Raw genomic sequence first — 19,977 nt, forward strand, 5'->3', positions numbered from 1 at the left:
CATGGAATCGCACGTTCTGCCCGCTGGAAGAGCCCGCCTGGCCGCCGTTATGAAGGCGGCGGGGACAGTCGTGCGCATCGAGCACGCCGAGAAGGCGCTGAACGTTTCACGGACCGAGGCCGCCAAGCTGCTATCGCGGTGGGCAGGACAAGGATGGCTCAGACGGGTCGGCGTCGGCGCCTATGTGCCCGTGCAACTGGAATTTCTTGATGCCGATCAGGTTGTCGATGACCCGTGGATTCTCGTGCCGGTGCTGTTCGATCCTGCCTATGTAGGTGGCCGGACCGCTGCCGAACACTGGGACCTGACCGAGCAGATTTTCCGGGACATCGTCGTCTACACCGCCCGGCGCGTAAACCGCCCGGTGGTCGAGCGGCAGGGGGCCGTGTTTTCGGTGAAGCACACCGGACAAAAGCAGATATTCGGCACCCAGGCCGTCTGGCGCGGCCAGACGAAAATAGATGTATCGGACATTCACCGCACCATCGTCGATATGCTGGACGATCCTGCTGCCAGCGGCGGCATCCAGCATGTCGCCGATTGTTTCGGCCAGTATATGCGCCGCCCCGACAGGGATGCTTCAAAGCTCGTCGGCTATGCGGTGCGGCTTGGCAATGGGGCTGTCTTTAAGCGGCTGGGTTTTTTGGCCGAGCGTGAGAAGGATGGTGGTGAGCTTGTCGCGTTGAGCAAGCATCACCTGACCAAGGGCAACGCGCTTCTGGACCCGGTGCTGGCCTGTCCACGCCTGATAACGCGCTGGCGGCTGCGCGTGCCCGATAGCTGGGCCAGCGGGTCCGGCGCATGATCGGCAGGCGCGAGATTCTCGATACGGCCTCCCGGGTCGGCCTCAATCCCAGTGTGGTCGAAAAGGATTACGCGCTCGGCTGGGCGCTGGCCGGCATCTTCGCGCACCCGGAATTGGCCGATAGCTGGGTGTTCAAGGGCGGGACCTGTCTCAAGAAATGCTTCTTTGAAACCTACCGGTTTTCGGAAGACCTCGACTTCACGCTGCTCGATCCCTCTCATCTTGACGAGGCTTTCCTCAAGCGGGTTTTTGGAGAGGTATCGGCGTGGATTTACGAGCGCACCGGCCTTGAATTTCCGGCGGATCGCCAGGATTTTGAGATGCTGACGAACCCGCGCGGCAACCCCAGTTGCCAGGGCAAGCTCAGCTACCGGGGACCTGTTTCCTCCAACACCGGCGGTCTGCCGCGCGTCAAGCTGGACCTTACGGCCGACGAACGCATCGTGCTTGCCCCCGTTCAGGTGCCGATCTTCCATCCTTACTCGGATGCGCCGGAAGGCGGCATCACGGTTCTGTCCTACGCCTATGAAGAGGCGTTCGGCGAAAAGGTCCGTGCCCTTGCGGAGCGTACCCGGCCGCGTGACCTCTATGATGTGGTCAACCTCTTCCGTAACACGGAGGCGCGGCCCACCGCAGCCGTGCTGATGGACGTTCTGCGCCAGAAATGTGAGTTCAAAAGCATCGCCGTGCCGCGCGTCAGCGATCTTGACGGTCATCGCGGCGATCTTGAAGGCGCATGGGGCCATATGCTGGGGCACCAGCTTCCGGCGCTGCCGCCGGTTGACGTGTTCTGGAGCGTCCTGCCGGAATTTTTCGCGTGGCTCGAAGGAGGACCCGCGACGGTCGTGCCCGTCGCGTACGCAACAGCTTCGGGCGAGACCCTAATACGGCAGCGCGCCCTGCGCCTGCCTATCGGGCTGCCAGGTCAGGCCGCACTTGAGATCATCCGCTTCGCCGCCGCGAACCGCCTGGTCGTTGAATTGCAGTATCAGGGCGGCACGCGGCGCATCGAGCCCTATTCGCTGCGGCAGACCCAGGACGGCAACGTCGTGCTGCACGCCTGGAATATCGACCGCAACCAGCACCGCAGCTACCGCGTGGACCGGATAGAAGGCGCGCGGAGTACCAACCAGACATTCACGCCGCGCTACGCGATCGAGCTGACCCCCGCCGGTCCGGTAGTCATCCCGAGAGCCGCCGCGCCGGTGAGGACAGTCCGCGCACAGCCAGCGCCCGTGCGGCGAGCTGCGCGGCCCGCCCGGCCGGCAAAGCCACGCAAAGCGCTGGGTTCCCAAGGACCGACTTACGTCTTTCAGTGTCCCGTTTGCCGCAAGAAGTTCAAACGGAAATCGATGACAAGCGCCCTGAATGCCCACAAAGGGGCAGCAGGATATCCGTGCCCCGGACGCAGCGGCATCTACGTGAAAACTGAGTAATAGAAATAGGTCAGTCGAGATGGATCAGGACGCGCTCGAAAGAATCCTCATTGCCGCGCTGGACACCCTGTATGCCGGTGATCACGCGATCATAAAGGTCGATGTTGCGGAGAGGACGCTATGCGCCCGTCTGGCCGCGATCCTACAGGCCTCATTCAAGGACCATGCCGTCCATGCTGAGTACAATCGCCACGGCGTCGATCCCAAAGAGATCGATCTGCCGAATGGGGACGGTGTCCTCACTGCGACGCGCGTGTTCCCTGACATTATTGTCCACCAGCCTGGCCATGATAACGAGAACCTCCTCGTCATCGAGGTCAAGAAATCAACCAACCTCGTGCCCGACGAGGCTGATCTTCGGAAGCTTGAAAAAATCAAGGAGCAGATCGCCTACCGCTTCGCCGTGTTCCTGAGACTGCCTACGGGACAGAACGCCGCTCGCGCTGATGTGCGCATGACGTGGGTTGGCCCGCAGCAGCGTAACCCGAGCAGCGCATCGATCACGGAGTACCCGTTTCCCTGGCCGGATGAGGAGAAAGGGTATCGGGTTTTTCCACAGGCTATGGAGGATGATGCGCTTGTCGCCTTTCACGGAACCGCCCGCGCCAATCTGGACTCAATCATCACCGATGGCTTCCAGTTCGCCGGGTCGCTGCAATCGCTTTCGTTTGCCAAGCAAAGTCCGAGCTCATTGTCTCATGCGTGCGGTCGGCGGTCGGAGACCTCGCCAGAAGGCGTCGTGATCGCAGTTCGTTTTGCTCCGCCTATCCCCAGGCACTACGTTACCGTCGAAACCTCCGACATTCACGTTTACCGGCTCGACGAGCAGCCGGAGGTGATCGGTTATTGCATTGTTCCGGCAGACTACGTTTTACGTTGACGCAGGCACCGGAAATCAGAGGCTGTTGAATATCATCAACGAATGCTGACCTTTCTTAGATAGCAAAAACAAGCACATACGAGTGCCCAGTTTCATCTCGTCCGGCGCGCCATTTTAAACATAAATATCAGACAGTTAGTCGATGCCGATTTTAACGAGCGTCCTAGCGGCTTTTGCGCGGAAGCACTACGGAAGCACAAGAGACCGTACGAATTTCAACGCACCCTCCTGTGGATAAATGCCAACGAAGTCTGCTCGACGATAGGGCGGCGACTGATGGCCGCCCATTTCGAGGCGAATAGGATGCATCGGCTCATGAGATTGATGTGGTTGATGATGGTAGCGTTAGAGCGCTACTGCCTTTCTCTCCACTCGTCGCAGCGCCATTCTGACTTCGCTGCATGGGTTGAGCAAAGGGTTCCGGAGTTCTATCCCGGAAGGGCCACAGTCACAGAGACGATGAGGGGAGACGGTCGGCACCACCGCCGCTCTCTCGGTGCTGATGAACCCGGACTTGGTCTAATCCTCCATCAATTGCAGAAGCCGACGCTCGCGCTTACCTTGCGGATCATCTGCGCCACCTGAGGCAAGGCGCGCACGATCGCCCCCTTGTTCGTGCCGATGAAGACTTCCTGCAGGGGGAGAATCGTATGCGTTTTCAGAACCTGTATCATACCCAGCCGGATCTGCTCTTGAAGTAGGCGCGTTGGCAGAATGCTGATGCCGGTCCCCGATTCCACCAGCCTAAGGATGGTGCCGAGGCTGTTGCAAACATTTAGGCGCAGTCCGCCACCGGCCGTCGCGGCGAGCGCTCCGATGGTCAGCGAATGGAGGTTCGACGGTGCCGGCGTGGCGAAGATGCGTTGGCGCAGCAGCTCCCCATCCGAGACGGTTGTCTGCGGCAGCTGGAGCTTCTGGCTCGCGATCCAGTCGACGCTCTGACGCCCGAGAAGCTCGAGCGCGACATTGTCGTGTGATGGAGGCGTCGAGAGCACTGCGATATCCAGCAGCCCTTCCGAGAGCTGGTCGGCCAACCTATGGCTGGTATCCACCGTGGCGGCGATGCGAGTGCCGGAAAAGCGGTTGTCGAGTTCGTCGAGCAGGGCGGGCAGGCAGACGGCGGCGAAGCTGTCGATGACGCCGACCCTGAGCGTCGGCAGGCCGGTGTTGCGGGTCTTGATGTTGGATTCAATGTCCCGCGCGATCGCGATCATCGATTCCGCATAGTGCTTCAGAGCCTCGCCTTCGCTGGTGAGGAGGAGCTGGCGCTTCTGGCGCACGAACAGCGACACGCCGAGCTGCTCCTCCAGCTCGCGGATGCGGTAGGAGATCGTTGGCTGGGTGACGTTGAGCTTCTCCGCCGCCGCACTGAAGCTGCGCAACTGCGAAACCCAGTAGAAAGATTCAAGGGCGGAGAAGCTGAGGGTCATCGCTCATGCATAGAAGTTTTCTATCGATGACGACAAATATCCCAATTAGATTTTGATTTCAACACCGCCTAGGCTCATCTCATCCACATCAGAAACGCGGTGAGACAATGTACAAGACCATTTCACGGGAGCACATTCTCGAGGACCTTCCGGAGATCGCGGACATCCGCTCCGACGAACTGAGGGAAAAGGTAGTGGACGCGTGGGTTTTCGCCCTGGAGCGCTCGTCCTTCGATCGGGTCATCGACATTCCGGGCGAGGGCAGCCCGAAAGTATTTGCGCTGAAGCGCGGCACGCAGGACGCGCATCTGCGAGGCGTCACGCGCCTCGCGCTAGCGATCTACGACGAGTTCGACAAGACCTATCCCGAGGCCAAGGTCGACCGCGACATCATTCTCGCCGGCGGGCTCTGCCACGATATCGGCAAGACCTGGGAGTTCGATCCGATCAACCTGAGGCGCTGGCGCGAGCGCGGCGACCGCTACGGCGAACCGTCCTTCCGCCATTCCGCATATGGCACCCATGTCTGCTTGTCGGTCGGCCTGCCGGAAGAAATCGGCCATATCTGCATGGGGCACTCGCTCGAAGGCGCGCATATCGGCCATAGCACGGAATGCTACATCATCCGTCAGGCCGATCATGCCTGGTGGCATGTCGCGGCGGCTCTCGATCTCTGCCATCCGGAAACGATCGGTTTCGCCGGCCCGAACTTGCGGGTCCGACCGATCGGCATGCAGTAGGAAGCCGAAAAGGAACCGCCCGAGGGGAAAGCCGAGGTTTGAGATGGACTACACGTTCCAGTTCGGCCCATTGCTGAACTACCTGCCGCAAATCGTCAGCGGGCTGTGGCTGACGGTCGGCCTGTCCTTCGTCGGCATATTCGGCGGCATCGCGCTCGGGATTTTCTGCGCGGTGATGTCGACCTCGTCCTCGCCGTTTCCGCGCTTCCTCGTTCGCCTCTATGTCGAGGTGGTGCGCAACACGCCGCTGCTGGTGCAGATCTTCGTCATCTTCTTCGGATTGCCGAACATCGGGGTTCGGCTGACGCCGCTCACCTCCGTCTTCATTGCCCTGGTGCTGAACAATGGCGGTTATGTCGCGGAGATCGTGCGCGGCGGCATCGAGGCCACCCACCGCAGCCAGGTGGAGGCGGGGGAAAGCCTCGGCCTCACCTATTTCCAGACGCTGCGCTTCGTGATCCTGCCACCTGCACTGGAAAAGGTATTCACGCCGGTCGTCTCGCAATGCGTGCTCCTGATGCTGTCGACCAGCCTCGTCTCGGTGATCGGCGTCGAGGACCTGACGGGGGCCGCGATGATCGCAAGCTCTGAGACGTTCCGTACGATGGAAATCTACCTGGTCGTCGCCGTGGTCTATGTCGCCCTAAATTTCGCCTTCCGCGCCGTGCTGAACCTTGCCGGCCTCATGGTCTTCACGCGGCTCCGCCGCCGCCTGCTCGGGAGGGCATGAGATGCGCACGTTCGGCTCCCCCGAATTCCTCTTCATTGTCTATGCACTGCGCTGGACGCTGTCGCTGACCGTCCTCGCCTTCGTCGGCGGCGGCATCATGGGCATCGTGCTGGCGCTGCTGCGCATCGCTCGCAGCCGGACGTTGCGCACGATCACGAGCTTCTACATGCAGGTGATCCAGGGCCTGCCGCTGCTGGTGTTGCTGTTCCTGTGCTACTATGCGCCGTCGCTTTTCGGCATCGAGATCGCGGCGCTGACGGCGGCGGCCATTGCGCTCACCATCAATTCCAGTGCCTTCCTCGGCGCCATTTGGGAAAGCGCGCTGAGGGCTATCCCCAAGGCGCAGTGGGAAAGCGCCGATGCGCTGGCGCTGACGCCCTACAAGACGCTGCGCTTCGTCATCGCGCCCCAGGCGATCCGTCTCGCCCTGCCGTCCACCGTCGGCTTCCTGGTGCAGATCATCAAGCAGACGTCGCTCGCTTCGATCATCGGCTTCATCGAGATCACCCGCGCCGGGCAGCTCGTCAGCAATGCCACATTCGAACCGCTCAAAGCCTTTTTGAGCGTCGCCGCCCTCTATTTTGCCGTCTGCTTCCCGCTCACCCAGTTCAGCCTCTGGCTTGAGCGGCGTACGGCCCGCCGGGGCGCGGGAACCTGATCACCCAACGGCCCGCAGAAGGCTGTCCTACCAACCGGAACTCTAGAACTGTGAGGATGACCATGCGCCTGAAATCCCTTCTCCTGCCCCTCGTCGGGCTTCTTGCACTCACCGTCGGCGCCGCAACGGCGTCGGCTTCCTCCCTCGACGACATCATCGCCCGCAAGAAGGTCCTGATCGGTGTCGACCTGTCCGTCCCGCCCTTCGGCATCACCAATGAGGAGATGCAGCCGGACGGGCTGGATGTCGACGTCGCCGAGCTTCTGGCGAAGGACCTAGGCGTCGAGCTGGAACTGGTGCCCGTCACCGGCCAGAGCCGCATCCCGTCGCTTCAGACGGGCAAGGTCGATTTCGTCGTCGCGAGCTTCGGCATTTATGCCGAGCGCGCGCTGTCGGTCGCCTTCTCCAATCCCTATGGCGGCCACAAGTCGGTGATCATCGCGCCGAAGGGAACAGTGATCAAAAGCCTCGCCGACCTTGCAGGCAAGCGCGTCGGCGTCCCGCGAGGCACGGCACACGAAAAGATCCTTTCCGCTGCCAAGATCGAGGGCATGGAACTGGTGCGCTTCGACGACGACAGCACGACGTTGAACGCGCTCGTCTCCGGCCAGGTCGATGCCATCGGCACGGTGAACTACATCGCGGCGCAGCTTCAGGAACGCTATCCCGATAGCGGCTTCGAGGAGAAGACGACCTATCTCCAGAGCTTCTACGGGGTTGGCCTGCGCCGCAACGATCCCGACCTTCTGCACTGGGTGAACACAGTGCTCTTCGTCCACAAGCAGAGCGGCGAACTCTCCGCGATCTACGAGAAGTGGATGAAGACCCCGATCCCGGAACTGCCGTCGTTCTGATCCCAAAACAGCCAAGGGGCGCCCCTTTGGCGCCCCGACCACTGATCGAGAGGTCTATCATGTCCGTTGTCGTCGCAAAGAATATCCGCAAGAGTTTTGGCGCGCTGGAAGTGCTGAAGGGCGTGTCGCTGACCGTCGAAGGCGGCGAAGTCGTCGCCCTGATCGGCCGCAGCGGTTCCGGCAAGAGCACCTTCCTGCGCTGCCTGAACGGCCTCGAAAGCGTCGATTCAGGCGAGATCGAGGTGGCCGGCCACGGCATGTCGCGTAAGCCCGCCGAACTTCGCCAGCTCCGGCGCGACGTCGGCATCGTCTTCCAGAGCTACAACCTCTTCCCGCACTTGACTGCCGGCGAGAACATCATGCTCGCCCCGGTCCAGGTGAAGTGCATGGGCAAGGACGCCGCGCGCGCGGAGGCCAAGCGCTGCCTCGCGCTCGTCGGGCTCGGCGACCGCTTCGAGGCCTATCCGGACATGCTCTCGGGCGGCCAGCAGCAGCGCGTCGCCATCGCCCGCTCGCTGGCCATGCAGCCGAAGGTGATGCTGTTCGATGAAGTCACGTCGGCGCTTGACCCGGAACTCACCGGGGAGGTGCTCGCCGTCATCGAAAACCTCGCGCGTGACGGCATGACTATGCTCCTCGTGACGCACGAAATGGGCTTCGCCCGGCGCGTCGCCAACCGGACGATCTTCATGAAGGACGGCGTCATCCACGAGGAAGGTCCCTCCGCCGAATTCTTCTCCGCGCCGAAGACGCCGGAACTTCAGGCCTTTCTGCGTTCGGAAGTAGGCTGAGCCCGCGCAGCCGTTCGTCCACCCATTGTCTTACATAATCGGCAGAAACGCTCTGCCGGAGGAGTCCCCATGCCTAAGATCGAGGTATTACAGGTTGGCCCGTACCCTGAGTGGGACGAGGAGCGCCTGAACGCAGCCTTCACCATGCACCGCTATTTCGAGGCGGCCGACAAGGAGGCCTTCCTCGCGACGCACGGCCAAAACATCCGCGGCATCGCCACGCGTGGTGAGCTCGGTGCCAACCGTGCGATGATCGAAGCGCTGCCGAAGCTGGAAGTGATCTCCGTCTACGGCGTCGGCTATGACGCGGTGGACCTTGCCGCGGCGCGCGAGCGCGGCATCCGCGTCACCAACACGCCTGATGTGCTTACCAAGGACGTCGCCGACCTCGGGATTGCGATGATGCTCGCGCAGGCGCGCGGCGTAATAGGCGGCGAGACATGGGTCAAGAGCGGCGACTGGGCGAAGAAGGGTCTCTATCCGCTGAAGAGCCGTGTGCATGGCAAGCGCGCCGGCGTACTCGGCCTCGGCCGAATTGGCTACGAGGTGGCCAAGCGCCTCGCCGGCTTCGACATGGACATCGCCTACAGCGATATGGGGCCGAAGGATTTTGCCAGGGACTGGACCTTTGTCGCCGATCCGGTCGAACTTGCCGCACGCTCCGACTTCCTGTTCGTCACGCTCGCAGCGTCGGCCGAGACCCGTCATATCGTCGGCAGGAAGGTTATCGAAGCGCTCGGCCAAGAGGGCATGCTGATCAATATTTCCCGGGCCTCCAACATCGACGAGGAAGCGCTGCTCGACGCACTGGAGACGAAGGCGCTCGGTTCCGCCGCGCTCGATGTCTTCGACGGCGAGCCGAACCTCAACCCACGTTTTCTCGCCCTCGACAACGTGCTGCTCCAGCCGCACATGGCGTCGGGCACGATGGAGACCCGCAAAGCGATGGGCCAGCTCGTCTTCGACAACTTATCGGCCAATTTCGACGGCCGGCCGCTGCCGACCCCGGTTCTGTGAGGGCGACCCGATGAAAGCCATCGTCATCCACGCAGCAAAAGACCTGCGCCTCGAGGACAGCGCCGTCGAGGCGCCCGGTCCCGGCCAGGTGGAGATCCGCCTTGCGACGGGCGGCATCTGCGGTTCGGACCTGCATTACTACAACCACGGCGGTTTCGGTGCGGTGCGGCTGAAGGAGCCGATGATCCTCGGCCACGAGGTCTCCGGCCACGTCGCATCCCTGGGTGAAGGCGTGTCCGGGCTGGCCGTCGGCGATCTCGTCGCCGTCTCGCCCTCGCGGCCCTGCGGCGCCTGTGACTACTGCCTGAAGGGCCTGCCGAACCATTGCTTCAACATGCGCTTCTACGGATCGGCCATGCCATTCCCGCACATCCAGGGCGCCTTCCGTGAACGCCTTGTCGCCAAGGCCGCCCAGTGCGTGAAGGCGGACGGGCTTTCGGCCTGCGAAGCCGCCATGGCCGAACCGCTCGCCGTGACGCTGCACGCCACGCGCCGGGCCGGCGAGATGCTTGGCAAGCGCGTGCTCGTCACCGGCTGCGGGCCGATCGGCACGCTGTCGATCCTCGCCGCACGGCGGGCCGGCGCAGCCGAGATCGTCGCCGCCGACCTGTCCGAACGGGCGCTCGGCTTTGCTCGCGCCGTCGGCGCGGACCGCACGATCAACCTCTCGGAAGACCGCGACGGCCTCGTTCCGTTCAGCGCGAATAAGGGATACTTCGATGTCCTCTACGAATGCTCAGGCGCCCAGCCCGCACTCGTCGCCGGGATCCAGGCGTTGCGCCCGCGCGGCGACATCGTCCAGCTCGGGCTTGGCGGCGAGATGAGCCTTCCCATGATGGCGATCACTGCCAAGGAACTGGACCTGCGCGGTTCCTTCCGCTTCCATGAGGAATTCGCGATTGCGGTGAAACTGATGCAGGGCGGCTTCATCGACGTGAAGCCGCTGATCACCCATACGCTGCCGCTCGCCGATGCGCTCCAGGCCTTCGAGATCGCCTCGGACAAGAGCCAGTCGATGAAGACGCAGATCGCATTCTCTTGAGGACAAGCCCATGAGCACGCAACTTTTCGACCTGACGGGCAAGCGCGCCCTTGTTACTGGCTCCTCGCAGGGCATCGGCTATGCGCTGGCTAAGGGCCTTGCCGAGGCCGGCGCCGAGATCGTCCTCAACGGCCGCGACACAGCCAAGCTGAAGGCGGCCGCCGATAGTCTCGGCGCAAAGCACACGCTCGCCTTCGACGCCACCGACCATGAGGCCGTGCGCAAGACGATCGACGCCTTCGAGGCGGAAGTCGGGGCCATCGACATCCTCGTCAACAATGCCGGCATGCAGCACCGCACGCCGCTGGAGGATTTTCCGGCCGACGCGTTCGAGCGCCTGCTGAAGACCAATATCTCGACGGTCTTCAATGTTGGCCAGGCCGTCGCGCGCCACATGATCGCGCGCGGTGCAGGCAAGATCATCAACATGGCCAGCGTCCAGACCGCACTCGCCCGCCCGGGCATCGCGCCCTATACCGCCACCAAGGGCGCCGTCGGCAACCTCACCAAGGGCATGGCGACGGACTGGGCCAAGCATGGCCTGCAATGCAACGCGATTGCGCCCGGTTATTTCGACACGCCGCTCAACGCCGCGCTCGTCGCCGACGCCAACTTCTCCGAATGGCTGGAGAAGCGCACGCCAGCCGGCCGCTGGGGCAAGGTGGAGGAACTGGTCGGCGCCTGTATCTTCCTCTCTTGCGATGCTTCCTCCTTTGTGAACGGACACACGCTCTATGTCGACGGCGGCATCACGTCCTCGCTCTGAGGCAACCAGGCGTATCGTCCTGATGGGCGTCGCCGGCTGCGGCAAGTCCGCCGTTGGCTCGGCACTGGCCTCCCGCATCGGCGCGACCTATCTCGACGGCGACGATCTGCATCCGCCGGCAAACATCGCCAAGATGAGCCGCGGCGAACCGCTCGCCGACGACGACCGCTGGCCATGGCTGACGCTGGTCGGGCAAAAGCTCGCCGACCCGGACGGCATCATCATCCTCGGCTGCTCGGCGCTGAAACGCCGCTACCGCGACCATATCCGACAAGAGGCCAGCGCGCCCGTCGCCTTCGTGCACCTCGCCGGCAGCCGGGAGCTGATCACCTCGCGCATGGCCGCGCGGGCCGGACACTTCATGCCGACAAGCCTCATCGACAGCCAGTTCGCGGCACTGGAGCCGCCGGCGGCAGACGAAAACGCCATAACCGTCGATATCGACAAGCCGCTGGAGGCGATCGTCGCCGCCATCGCGGCCAGACTGGAGGAGATCCGGACATGACCAAAAGGGTAGCGCTGATCGGCGCAGGCGCCATGGGGGGCGCCATCGGCACGCGGCTGGCCGAGACCGGCAATCGCATCACCGTCTTCGACCCCGGGCCGGACAAGATGCAGGCACTGGTCGACAAGGGCGCCTTCGCCGCCGCGTCGGCCGCTGAGGCCGCCGCCGCCAGCGACTACGTGATCCTCAGCCTCAACGCCCCCGCCATCGTGCGCCGCGCGGTCTTCGGCGAGGCAGGCGTAGCGGCCGGCGCCAGGCCCGGCACGCTGATCATTGACATGTCCTCGATCGATCCGGACGCGACGAAAGAGCTGGCGGTGGCGGCGGCCGAAAAGGGTCTGCGCTGGGTTGACAGCCCGCTTTCCGGCGGCGCGCCGAAGGCGCTCGTCGGCGAGCTGACGCTGATGGCAGGCGGCGCGGCCAAGGATGTAGAGGACGCGTATGCGGTCCTCCAGCACGTCGCTAGCAACTATACCCATATGGGACCGGTCGGCGCGGGCCAGACGACCAAGCTGATCAACCAGGTGCTCTGCGGCCTCGGCTTCCTTGCCGTTGCGGAAGCCACCCAATTGGCGCTCGACGCCGACGTCGATGCAGCAAAGATCCCACAGGCCCTGAAGGGTGGGCGCGCCGACAGTGCCATCCTGCAGGAATACATGCCGCGCTTCGTGGCGAGGGATTACCGCCGCACTGGGCGCATCGACAACATGGTGAAAGACCTTTCCGGCGCGCAGGATCTTGCGCGGCGCACCAACACGGCCATGCCGCTGACGGCGGCCTGCGCCGAAATCCACCGTATGCTGACGGCCGCAGGCCTCGGCGGCGAGGACCAAGCCGCGCTGATGGAATTTTTCCGGGGACCGAACAAGGAGAATTTTGAATGATCACCCGTTACGCACTGTTTGAGGGCAAGGTGAAGCACGGCCAAACCGAAGCCTTCCGCAAGGCCGTCATCGAGCGCATCCTGCCGAAGTGGCGGGCCTTCCCGCGCGCGACCGGCGTGCGTGTCTCCTTTGCGGAAGCCCGCGACGAGGGCGCACCGGAACTGCCGATGATCCTCGCCATCGACTATCCGAGCCTGGAGGCCGTGGAAGAAGCTCTGGCGAGCCCCGTCCGCTCCGAAGCCCGCGCGGCGACCGAAGCAGTCCTTGCCGAATTCTTTGACGGCCGCATCCACCATCATGTGACACTCGCCAATGAATACAATCTTTGAGCATAAAAAGGTCGTCGGCTCGAGGTCCTTACAAGACCGCGGATAGCGGACGCCGGCGGTTGGTTCTCAGCGACCGGCCGCCGATGCCTACCGGCTGTTAGGGCGAGGCCAATTCGGTAGCCGATTCCCAACGCTGACGGGCCTACGGGGGAGGTCAACGCCTCCAAATCGTCAAAAAGCATTTGAAAGCGACATCTGTTGAGCAAAGGTAAGGGACCTCAGCGTTTCTAACGCGGCGGCGGAACTCTTCGTAACGCCAGGGCGGTGAGCAGACAGGTACGGGCACTCGAGAGCCATCGCGGGACGCTGCTGTTTCTCCGCGGTTCGGGGAAGCTCGAGCTTACGCCAGAGGGGCGCCGCTTCTAGTGCGATATTCATTCCGCCTTTGCCATTATTGGCCATGGTACCGCGCGCATCCGTGATGCGCATTCCAGCCAAGCACTAAACATACTGGTCAGTCGGTGTTTCCTACAGCAGTGGTTGTTGCCCAAGCTCAGTAGCTTCGAGGTGAGGGTCCAGGTGACCCTTGCCGCGACTTGCGAAGCGTGGCGCCGTCATCAACCGACTATTGTGGATGACGGTGACAAGTTTCGGGGTGTGTCGGTTCCGGGCAGACGGCGACCCAATCTCATCTTCTTGACGCGCTTTAACGTAATTCAAACAACGGAACTAGCGGTTGTATCGTCGCTCACTTGCATAGAGCGCAACCGCCATAGCGCGGTTGCGAACGTTCAGTTTGTCGTAGAGATTTTTCAGGTGGTACTTAACCGTGTTTTCCGAGATCCCGGTCCGCGTCGCGATCTGCAAATTTGTCCAACCATCCGCCAAGACGCCGAGCAGTTCGAGCTCGCGTGCGGTTAGGCACGACAGCGGCGTCTCGTTGATCTTGGCGACGTCTATGTAAGGGATGCAGATACGGCCGTTGGCGACTGCTAACAGCGTATCGAACAGGATGCAGGGATCGTCGAACTGGTAGCAGTAACCCTGCGCGCCGAGCCGCACGCACTGCTTCAGGATGCCAATATCATGGTCGTTGGAAAAAATGACCACGCGCGGCATCAATTGTCGGCGCTGAAGTTCAATCAACACCTCGCCCGCATCTATGTCGGACAGCTTCCAGGCGACGACGGCAACATCGAAGCTTGGGCTCTTCTCCTCAGCAGCCTTGATGAGCGCACGGCCGGTTTCCACGCTTCCGATTAATTCGAATCTTTCATCTCTAGTTGCGAGGTCGCTGAGCGCGGCGACCACGAGTGGGTTGCGCTCAGCGATTAGGAGTCGGGTCTGATCGTGTCGAGCACTCCGCTGTGATATGTTGGAGTCTTCTCGATACACCTACATTGAGCCCTTAATGGCATCGAGAGGTTGACCTGTCGCGCGGAGGGCCGAAACGACCGTGTTGGCCATCAAAAGTGCAATGGTCATCGGCCCGACGCCGCCGGGCACCGGCGTGATGGCGCCGGCCTGTTCGGCCGCACTGGCATAGTCGACGTCGCCGACAAGCCTAGACTTGCCGTTGGCGCCGCCTTTGAGGCGGTTGATACCAACGTCGATGACGGTGGCTCCCGGCTTGACCCAGTCGCCCTTGATCATTTCAGGACGCCCGACCGCGGCCACCAGGATGTCAGCGCTGCGGCAAAGGGCCGGCAGGTCCTTGGTGCGGCTGTGGGCGATGGTGACGGTGGCGTTGGCGTTGAGCAGAAGGTTGGCCATCGGCTTGCCGACGATGTTGGAGCGGCCGACGACAACCGCGTTGAGGCCCGACAGGTCGCGGCCAAGCGTGCGCTCGATCAACAACATCGAGCCGGCAGGCGTGCAGGGCACGAAGGCGGTGTCGAGTTCGCCGGTGCCGAGCTTGCCGACATTGGTGAAGTGGAAGCCGTCGACGTCCTTGTCGGCCGAGATCGTCTGAATGATCCTGCCGGCGTCGATATGGCCGGGCAGGGGCAACTGGACGAGGATGCCGTGGATCTTGGGGTCGGCGTTGAGCTTTTTCACCAGGGTGACGAGGTCGGCTTCGGAGGTGTCGGCCGAAAGCGCGTGCTCGATCGAATGGAAGCCGCATTCCTTGGCCTTCTTGCTCTTGGAAGCGACATAGACCTGGCTTGCCGGGTCGTGGCCAACGATGACCACAGCTATGCCGGGAACGATACCCGTCTCGGCGATCAGCTTTTCGGCTGCGATCCGAACTTTGGCGACTACATCGGCCGCCACCGCCTTCCCATCTATGATGATTGACACGTATTTCTAATCCTTATTTTAAGACGCGTTCGGCTCAGAACAGTCCTTCGATCTGGCCCTGTTCGTTGAGGAAGATCTTTTCCGACGAGGGTGCCCTGGGCAGGCCGGGCATGGTCATGATCTCACCGCAGATGGCGACGATGAAGCCGGCGCCTGCTGCAAGGCGGACCTCACGCACCGGCACGACATGGTCGACAGGCGCGCCGCGCAGGTTCGGGTCGGTCGAGAACGAGTATTGCGTCTTGGCCATGCACACCGGCAGATGACCGTAGCCCGCCTGTTCCCAGGCATGCAGCTGGTCGCGCACCGACTTGTCGGCGATCGCCTCCGAGCCGCGGTAGATGCGCTTGACGATGGTGTCGATCTTGTCGAACAGCTTCATCTCGTCGGGGTAGAGCGGCGAGAACTGCGAGGCGCCGCTTTCGGCGAGCTGCACCACCTTGTGGGCGAGTTCCTCGATGCCGGCCGAGCCCTTGGCCCAGTGCTTGCACAGGATCGCTTCGGCACCCATCGAGGCGACATAGTCCTTCATCGCCGCGATCTCGGCGTCGGTGTCGGAGACGAAGTGGTTCATCGCCACCACGACCGGCACGCCGAACTGCTTGACGTTCTCGATGTGGCGGCCAAGGTTGGCGCAGCCCTTCTTCACCGCCTCGACATTCTCCTTGCCGAGCTCTTCCTTCTTGACGCCGCCATTCATCTTCATCGCGCGCACGGTGGCGACGATGACGGCGGCTGCCGGCTTGAGGCCCGCCTTGCGGCACTTGATGTCGAAGAACTTCTCGGCACCGAGATCAGCGCCGAAACCGGCTTCGGTGACGACATAGTCGGCGAGCTTCAATGCGGTGGTGGTGGCGACCACCGAGTTGCAGCCATGGGCGATGTTGGCGAACGGGCCGCCATGGACGAAGGCCGGGTTGTTTTCCAGCGTCTGCACCAAATTGGGCTGGACCGCGTCCTTCAGCAGCACCGCCATGGCGCCATCGGCCTTGAGGTCGCGGGCATAGACGGCCGTCTTGTCGCGGCGATAGGCAACGATGATGTCGCCCAGGCGCTTCTCGAGATCTTTCAGATCGGTGGCCAGGCACAGGATCGCCATGACTTCGGAAGCAACCGTGATGTCGAAGCCGGCCTCACGCGGAAAACCGTTGGCGACGCCGCCGAGCGAGCAGTTGATCTGGCGCAGCGCCCGGTCGTTCATGTCCATCACCCGGCGCCACACCACGCGGCGGGTGTCGATGCCGAGCTCGTTGCCCCAGTAGATGTGGTTGTCGATCAGCGCCGACAAAAGATTGTGCGCGGTGGTGATGGCGTGGAAGTCGCCGGTGAAGTGGAGGTTCATGTCCTCCATCGGCACGACCTGGGCATAACCGCCACCCGCAGCACCGCCCTTGACGCCGAAATTCGGCCCGAGCGAGGCTTCACGGATGCAGACGATGGCCTTCTTGCCGATACGGTTCAAACCGTCACCGAGGCCGACAGTCGTCGTGGTCTTGCCTTCGCCGGCTGGCGTCGGGTTGATCGCGGTGACCAGGATCAGCTTGCCGTCCTTGTTCTTGCGTGCATTGGCAATGAACTCGGCCGAGATCTTCGCCTTGTCGTGGCCATAAGGCAAAAGATGCTCGGTCGGAATGCCGATCTTGGCGCCGACCTCCTGGATCGGCTTCTTCTTCGCCGCACGCGCGATCTCGATGTCGGTCTTAAACTCGGCCATGGTCCTGCCTAATCTGTTTTGGTTGGCGTGAAAGTTCGTTGCGAAGCGGGCTCATGCACTCACTGCGACTTCTGACAAAGGTTGGCTCGTTTGTTGGGTTATTGACGCTGGCACTTTCGGGCACTCAAGAAAAATCCGGTTCCTGCATGCAGCGCAAATGACTGGGTCGAGGTGGCGCACGACACCTGGAATAGCCTCACTCTTGCGGCGAAATACGTGCCCTCGACCAATTTCCTTCGCTACCCGATACGTGGAAAGCTGTTGACGCAACCGGGGATACTTGACGATGAGATAAAGGCCGCCGCCACGCGCTTTACGTCTTTTGGCCTCTTCGATGAGAAACTCCGCACCTGAAAGGTCCATACCGATGTTCCCGTCGATGCCCATCACCATATGAGTCTGATGAGGCCGGGTCTGTTCCAGGCGACGGAACTGTCGTTGTAGCCCCTCCAGTGCTCCGAAATAGAGCGGGCCTTGAAGACGTGAGAAGATTGCCTGCGGGCATTCCGGCAGCTTGGCTCTCTCGGCATTGGCGAAGCTCCGGTGTGGATTCTTCGGATTGGGAACCCATAACGGCACATCAGTTTGCATGGTCCTGCGCAGGAAGAAGCACAGCGACAGGATCACGCCCAAAAATATGGCGAATTCCATCTCCAGGAACAGAACCGCAAGAAAGGTACAGACAAGCACCATGGACTCGGGCGGGCTTGTGCGAAGTACATGGCTGATCTTTTCGAATTCAACCAGTCGCCATGCAATCAGGATGATGAGGCCGGACATTGCCGGGATAGGCAGGTAGTGCACCAGCGGTGCAATGAATGCTATCATCCCGAGCAAAAAAAGTGACGACAATATCGCCGAGAGCGGGGTCCTTGCTCCGCAATCATAATTCAAACCGCTTCGCGTTAGCGAACCAGATCCGGCATAAGAAGAAAAAAGCGAACCGACGAGATTTGATAGCCCCTGGCCGATGATCTCCCGGTTCGTGTCGATATGTTGACGCGAGCGTCCTGCAATGGCTCTTGAGATCGAGACAGTCTGCAGAAGGCCGATTAAAGCGATCGCGAATGACCCCGGCGCCAGCGATCGCAGCTCCTCAGCGGAAAATTCTGGGATGCGAAATGGTGGGAGGTGGAAGGTTATCGGTTCCACGAATTCAACGCCATGTGCTCGCGCATGCATGAGGTAGGCAACTGCGCCACCAAGTATCAGAGCAATCAGATGACTGGGCCACTTTGGCAACAGCCGCCGCAGCAATATCGATGAAACGAGCGTCACCAGAACGACCAAGATCAGGCTGTAGTTTGCCTTAGCGATAAAGACTAGGGAGTCGAGATTCGACAATCGGTCGTGCTCAAGATTTGTGGTTAGGCCTTCCATGATGGTGGCGATTTGGCTTTGTCCTATCAGGACCGCGGCGCCAGCGGTAAACCCCATCATCACCGACGGGGAAACAAAGTTCATCAACTGGCCGAGGCGCGCGATTCCAAGCAGGAACTGGAACGCGCCGACAAGAAGGCTGACGGTCATGGCGGCTGCTATGAATTCAGCACTTCCGGGCTGATATACAGGACTCAATGTTGCAAACACGACGAGTGAAATGGCTGTGGACGGCCCTGAAATCTGATGCCATGAGCTCCCATAGAGCGCAGCCACAATCGGAATCACGACGGCGGAGTAGAGCCCATATTCTGGTGGTAGGCCCGCAATTGCGGCGAACGCAATGGCCTGGGGCAAAACCACCGCCGCATTGGTGAAGCCTGCGAACGTATCAGCTTGCAGAGTGCGCTTATCGACAAGGCGCATCCAGTCCAGGAATGGAAAGAGCGACTTCATCCAGCGACGATCCGCAATATTTCGCATCATTCATCCATCGAGCCAAAGCTCAAGCGACCCTTTACCTTCCAAGATCTGGCGACGGGAAGGAAGGTGGTTCGCGGCAAGTAATGCCGCGGTGTTGCGGTTGAAGCCGACTGCCCGTTATGGGGTCAGACCAGCCTTTCAGTTAGGTTTAACGTTACGTGGCTCTGGGCACGTCCACTGTCGGCGAGCCGACAATCGCAATGATTTTGCCTGAAAGCTTCATGCGGCCGACCGTATGCTCCTGCTGGGGCCATGACGTTGCGGCGTAATATCTAATGAAAAATTGCAGTCGTATCGTGCTTTTGTCGGCGGGCCGACAGATGCAACCCGCAACCTGCGTCACCCTACCCCTCACTGAATTCAGCCAACCTTTGGTCAATCAAGAATGAGGAAGCGGATATGGATGTGCCTGTTACCAGAAAACGGGTGACCCTCAACAATTTGCACGACAAGAAAAAGCGCGGCGAGCGGATTACTTCGATCGGCGTCTACGATGCGCCACTCGCCGCCATCGCTGACAAAGTCGGCTTCGATCTACTTGTTATCGGAAACGCGGGTCCAATGTCGTTGTTTGGCCATGCCGATCCCACGACGGTCAAATTCGAAGAGCAGCTGTTTATGACCCAGGCGGTCAGCCGCGTCACGAAGTATGGCCTCATCGTCGCGCACATGCCTTATCTAACTTACCACTCTTCGAAGGAAGATGCGGTTCGTAACGCTGGTCGCCTCGTGGCCGAGGGTGGTGCTCATGCCGTAAAATGCGAGGGTAACCGTTATACTGCAGAGTATGTCGCTGAGATCGTGCGTGCTGGCATTCCAGTCATGGGTCATATCGGCATGCAGGCGTCGCGCCGCGTAGAACAAAGCGGTTTCGGTGTGAAAGGCCGGACTGCCGAGGATGCCCGCAAGATTCTCGATGATGCGGAAGCATTCGTTGAAGCTGGCGTATTCGCATTCATCTTGGAACAGGTGCCCGCCGAATTGGCCGAGTTCCTCGCCAGTCGCTTGGATGTTCCAGTGATCACGCTAGGCGGCGGCACAAACGCAGACGGCATATACCACATCGCAGGCGACGTGGTTGGATACAGTGCCTTCCCTATGCCAAAGAACAGGCGCAGCTTTACTAATGTCCAGCCGCTGCTTGAGGAAGGAATCACAAAATACAAGGCCGCCGTTGTCGACGGAAGTTATCCCGCAGAGGGCGACTCGTTTCGAATGAACGAGGGGGAGTTCGAGAAGTTCATGGAGTCGTACGGAAGAAAAACCAGTCTAAAATCCGTCATTTAGTTCTT

General features: G+C 61.4%; 21 protein-coding genes. 16 read left to right on the forward strand and 5 right to left on the reverse strand.

Translation table 11 applies throughout. The features are described from left to right. The first annotated feature begins 70 nt into the window (after positions 1–70). From WHT83_RS06555 to WHT83_RS06565, 3 genes are read left to right on the forward strand one after another with little or no spacing between them, the layout of a single operon-like run. Entirely contained in the window at positions 71–805 is a 735-nt protein-coding gene (locus tag WHT83_RS06555; RefSeq protein ID WP_406873350.1) for a hypothetical protein, read from the forward strand. Beyond that, positions 802–2,241: a nucleotidyl transferase AbiEii/AbiGii toxin family protein gene (locus tag WHT83_RS06560; RefSeq protein WP_406873351.1), complete on the forward strand. Its 1,440-nt coding sequence runs from the start codon at positions 802–804 to the stop codon at positions 2,239–2,241. The genes WHT83_RS06555 and WHT83_RS06560 overlap by 4 nt, the downstream gene beginning before the upstream one ends. Before the next feature lie 19 nt (positions 2,242–2,260). Beyond that, positions 2,261–3,121 carry a hypothetical protein gene (locus WHT83_RS06565; protein WP_406873352.1) on the forward strand — a complete coding sequence of 287 codons (861 nt, stop codon included), beginning with the start codon at positions 2,261–2,263 and terminating at the stop codon, positions 3,119–3,121. 530 nt (positions 3,122–3,651) lie between these two features. On the opposite strand, the gene WHT83_RS06570 is transcribed toward WHT83_RS06565, so the two are convergent. After that, positions 3,652–4,551, reverse strand: coding sequence for a LysR family transcriptional regulator (locus WHT83_RS06570; protein ID WP_154385766.1), 900 nt, complete (start codon positions 4,549–4,551; stop codon positions 3,652–3,654). A 107-nt stretch (positions 4,552–4,658) separates the two neighbouring features. Here WHT83_RS06570 and WHT83_RS06575 point away from each other — a divergent pair, with 107 nt between their 5' ends. The 12 genes from WHT83_RS06575 to WHT83_RS06630 all read left to right on the forward strand — a co-directional run bounded on the left by WHT83_RS06575 (position 4,659) and on the right by WHT83_RS06630 (position 13,233). Further along, a complete protein-coding gene (locus tag WHT83_RS06575) occupies positions 4,659–5,291 on the forward strand; it encodes an HD domain-containing protein (RefSeq protein WP_154385767.1) in 633 nt (210 codons plus the stop codon). Positions 5,292–5,334: 43 nt separating this feature from the next. Next, complete coding sequence (locus tag WHT83_RS06580; protein ID WP_154385768.1) at positions 5,335–6,021, forward strand: amino acid ABC transporter permease; 687 nt, start codon at positions 5,335–5,337, stop codon at positions 6,019–6,021. Between the two features lies 1 nt (position 6,022). Further along, the gene (locus WHT83_RS06585) at positions 6,023–6,679 is read left to right on the forward strand and encodes an amino acid ABC transporter permease (protein WP_154385769.1); all 657 of its coding nucleotides are present in this window, start codon (positions 6,023–6,025) and stop codon (positions 6,677–6,679) included. Positions 6,680–6,741: 62 nt separating this feature from the next. After that, complete coding sequence (locus WHT83_RS06590; RefSeq protein WP_246340898.1) at positions 6,742–7,533, forward strand: transporter substrate-binding domain-containing protein; 792 nt, start codon at positions 6,742–6,744, stop codon at positions 7,531–7,533. Between the two features lie 59 nt (positions 7,534–7,592). Beyond that, positions 7,593–8,324: an amino acid ABC transporter ATP-binding protein gene (locus WHT83_RS06595; protein ID WP_154385771.1), complete on the forward strand. Its 732-nt coding sequence runs from the start codon at positions 7,593–7,595 to the stop codon at positions 8,322–8,324. Between the two features lie 69 nt (positions 8,325–8,393). Beyond that, positions 8,394–9,341, forward strand: a complete 948-nt coding sequence (locus WHT83_RS06600) for a 2-hydroxyacid dehydrogenase (RefSeq protein ID WP_154385772.1) — start codon at positions 8,394–8,396, stop codon at positions 9,339–9,341. Positions 9,342–9,351: 10 nt separating this feature from the next. After that, on the forward strand, positions 9,352–10,383 hold the full coding sequence (locus WHT83_RS06605; RefSeq protein WP_154385773.1) for an L-idonate 5-dehydrogenase: 1,032 nt from the start codon (positions 9,352–9,354) through the stop codon (positions 10,381–10,383). A gap of 10 nt (positions 10,384–10,393) precedes the next feature. After that, a complete protein-coding gene (locus WHT83_RS06610; protein WP_154385774.1) occupies positions 10,394–11,149 on the forward strand; it encodes an SDR family oxidoreductase in 756 nt (251 codons plus the stop codon). A gap of 22 nt (positions 11,150–11,171) precedes the next feature. Further along, the gene (locus WHT83_RS06615) at positions 11,172–11,654 is read left to right on the forward strand and encodes a gluconokinase (protein ID WP_154385775.1); all 483 of its coding nucleotides are present in this window, start codon (positions 11,172–11,174) and stop codon (positions 11,652–11,654) included. After that, the gene (locus WHT83_RS06620; RefSeq protein ID WP_154385776.1) at positions 11,651–12,538 is read left to right on the forward strand and encodes an NAD(P)-dependent oxidoreductase; all 888 of its coding nucleotides are present in this window, start codon (positions 11,651–11,653) and stop codon (positions 12,536–12,538) included. Before WHT83_RS06615 ends, WHT83_RS06620 begins: the two co-directional genes overlap by 4 nt. After that, positions 12,535–12,867 (forward strand): hypothetical protein, encoded by a 333-nt coding sequence (locus WHT83_RS06625; protein ID WP_154385777.1) that lies wholly within the window; start codon positions 12,535–12,537, stop codon positions 12,865–12,867. The genes WHT83_RS06620 and WHT83_RS06625 overlap by 4 nt, the downstream gene beginning before the upstream one ends. A gap of 264 nt (positions 12,868–13,131) precedes the next feature. After that, on the forward strand, positions 13,132–13,233 hold the full coding sequence (locus tag WHT83_RS06630; protein ID WP_182575118.1) for a LysR family transcriptional regulator: 102 nt from the start codon (positions 13,132–13,134) through the stop codon (positions 13,231–13,233). A 303-nt stretch (positions 13,234–13,536) separates the two neighbouring features. Here the strand turns inward: WHT83_RS06630 and WHT83_RS06635 are convergent, their stop codons facing one another. From WHT83_RS06635 to WHT83_RS06650, 4 genes are read right to left on the reverse strand one after another with little or no spacing between them, the layout of a single operon-like run. After that, positions 13,537–14,181 carry a response regulator transcription factor gene (locus WHT83_RS06635; protein ID WP_182575130.1) on the reverse strand — a complete coding sequence of 215 codons (645 nt, stop codon included), beginning with the start codon at positions 14,179–14,181 and terminating at the stop codon, positions 13,537–13,539. Positions 14,182–14,202: 21 nt separating this feature from the next. Further along, positions 14,203–15,108 (reverse strand): bifunctional methylenetetrahydrofolate dehydrogenase/methenyltetrahydrofolate cyclohydrolase FolD, encoded by a 906-nt coding sequence (gene folD, locus WHT83_RS06640; RefSeq protein ID WP_182575119.1) that lies wholly within the window; start codon positions 15,106–15,108, stop codon positions 14,203–14,205. A gap of 34 nt (positions 15,109–15,142) precedes the next feature. Beyond that, a complete protein-coding gene (locus WHT83_RS06645) occupies positions 15,143–16,822 on the reverse strand; it encodes a formate--tetrahydrofolate ligase (protein ID WP_154385778.1) in 1,680 nt (559 codons plus the stop codon). Between the two features lie 51 nt (positions 16,823–16,873). Beyond that, positions 16,874–18,658: a SulP family inorganic anion transporter gene (locus tag WHT83_RS06650; protein ID WP_182575120.1), complete on the reverse strand. Its 1,785-nt coding sequence runs from the start codon at positions 18,656–18,658 to the stop codon at positions 16,874–16,876. Positions 18,659–19,084: 426 nt separating this feature from the next. Between WHT83_RS06650 and WHT83_RS06655 the strand changes: the two genes are divergently transcribed. Further along, positions 19,085–19,972 (forward strand): 3-methyl-2-oxobutanoate hydroxymethyltransferase, encoded by an 888-nt coding sequence (locus WHT83_RS06655; RefSeq protein WP_154385780.1) that lies wholly within the window; start codon positions 19,085–19,087, stop codon positions 19,970–19,972. Positions 19,973–19,977: the final 5 nt, after the last annotated feature.

The organism is Aminobacter sp. P9b (assembly GCF_045345995.1).
Classification (GTDB): domain Bacteria; phylum Pseudomonadota; class Alphaproteobacteria; order Rhizobiales; family Rhizobiaceae; genus Aminobacter; species Aminobacter niigataensis.

Coding starts and splice junctions, on each gene's coding strand:
- WHT83_RS06560 (WP_406873351.1), top strand. CDS start 802: ATGATCGGCAGGCGCGAGATTCTCGATACGGCCTCCCGGGTCGGCCTC.
- WHT83_RS06565 (WP_406873352.1), top strand. CDS start 2,261: ATGGATCAGGACGCGCTCGAAAGAATCCTCATTGCCGCGCTGGACACC.
- WHT83_RS06570 (WP_154385766.1), bottom strand. CDS start 4,551: ATGACCCTCAGCTTCTCCGCCCTTGAATCTTTCTACTGGGTTTCGCAG.
- WHT83_RS06575 (WP_154385767.1), top strand. CDS start 4,659: ATGTACAAGACCATTTCACGGGAGCACATTCTCGAGGACCTTCCGGAG.
- WHT83_RS06580 (WP_154385768.1), top strand. CDS start 5,335: ATGGACTACACGTTCCAGTTCGGCCCATTGCTGAACTACCTGCCGCAA.
- WHT83_RS06585 (WP_154385769.1), top strand. CDS start 6,023: ATGCGCACGTTCGGCTCCCCCGAATTCCTCTTCATTGTCTATGCACTG.
- WHT83_RS06590 (WP_246340898.1), top strand. CDS start 6,742: ATGCGCCTGAAATCCCTTCTCCTGCCCCTCGTCGGGCTTCTTGCACTC.
- WHT83_RS06595 (WP_154385771.1), top strand. CDS start 7,593: ATGTCCGTTGTCGTCGCAAAGAATATCCGCAAGAGTTTTGGCGCGCTG.
- WHT83_RS06600 (WP_154385772.1), top strand. CDS start 8,394: ATGCCTAAGATCGAGGTATTACAGGTTGGCCCGTACCCTGAGTGGGAC.
- WHT83_RS06605 (WP_154385773.1), top strand. CDS start 9,352: ATGAAAGCCATCGTCATCCACGCAGCAAAAGACCTGCGCCTCGAGGAC.
- WHT83_RS06610 (WP_154385774.1), top strand. CDS start 10,394: ATGAGCACGCAACTTTTCGACCTGACGGGCAAGCGCGCCCTTGTTACT.
- WHT83_RS06615 (WP_154385775.1), top strand. CDS start 11,172: ATGGGCGTCGCCGGCTGCGGCAAGTCCGCCGTTGGCTCGGCACTGGCC.
- WHT83_RS06620 (WP_154385776.1), top strand. CDS start 11,651: ATGACCAAAAGGGTAGCGCTGATCGGCGCAGGCGCCATGGGGGGCGCC.
- WHT83_RS06625 (WP_154385777.1), top strand. CDS start 12,535: ATGATCACCCGTTACGCACTGTTTGAGGGCAAGGTGAAGCACGGCCAA.
- WHT83_RS06645 (WP_154385778.1), bottom strand. CDS start 16,822: ATGGCCGAGTTTAAGACCGACATCGAGATCGCGCGTGCGGCGAAGAAG.
- WHT83_RS06650 (WP_182575120.1), bottom strand. CDS start 18,658: ATGAAGTCGCTCTTTCCATTCCTGGACTGGATGCGCCTTGTCGATAAG.
- WHT83_RS06655 (WP_154385780.1), top strand. CDS start 19,085: ATGGATGTGCCTGTTACCAGAAAACGGGTGACCCTCAACAATTTGCAC.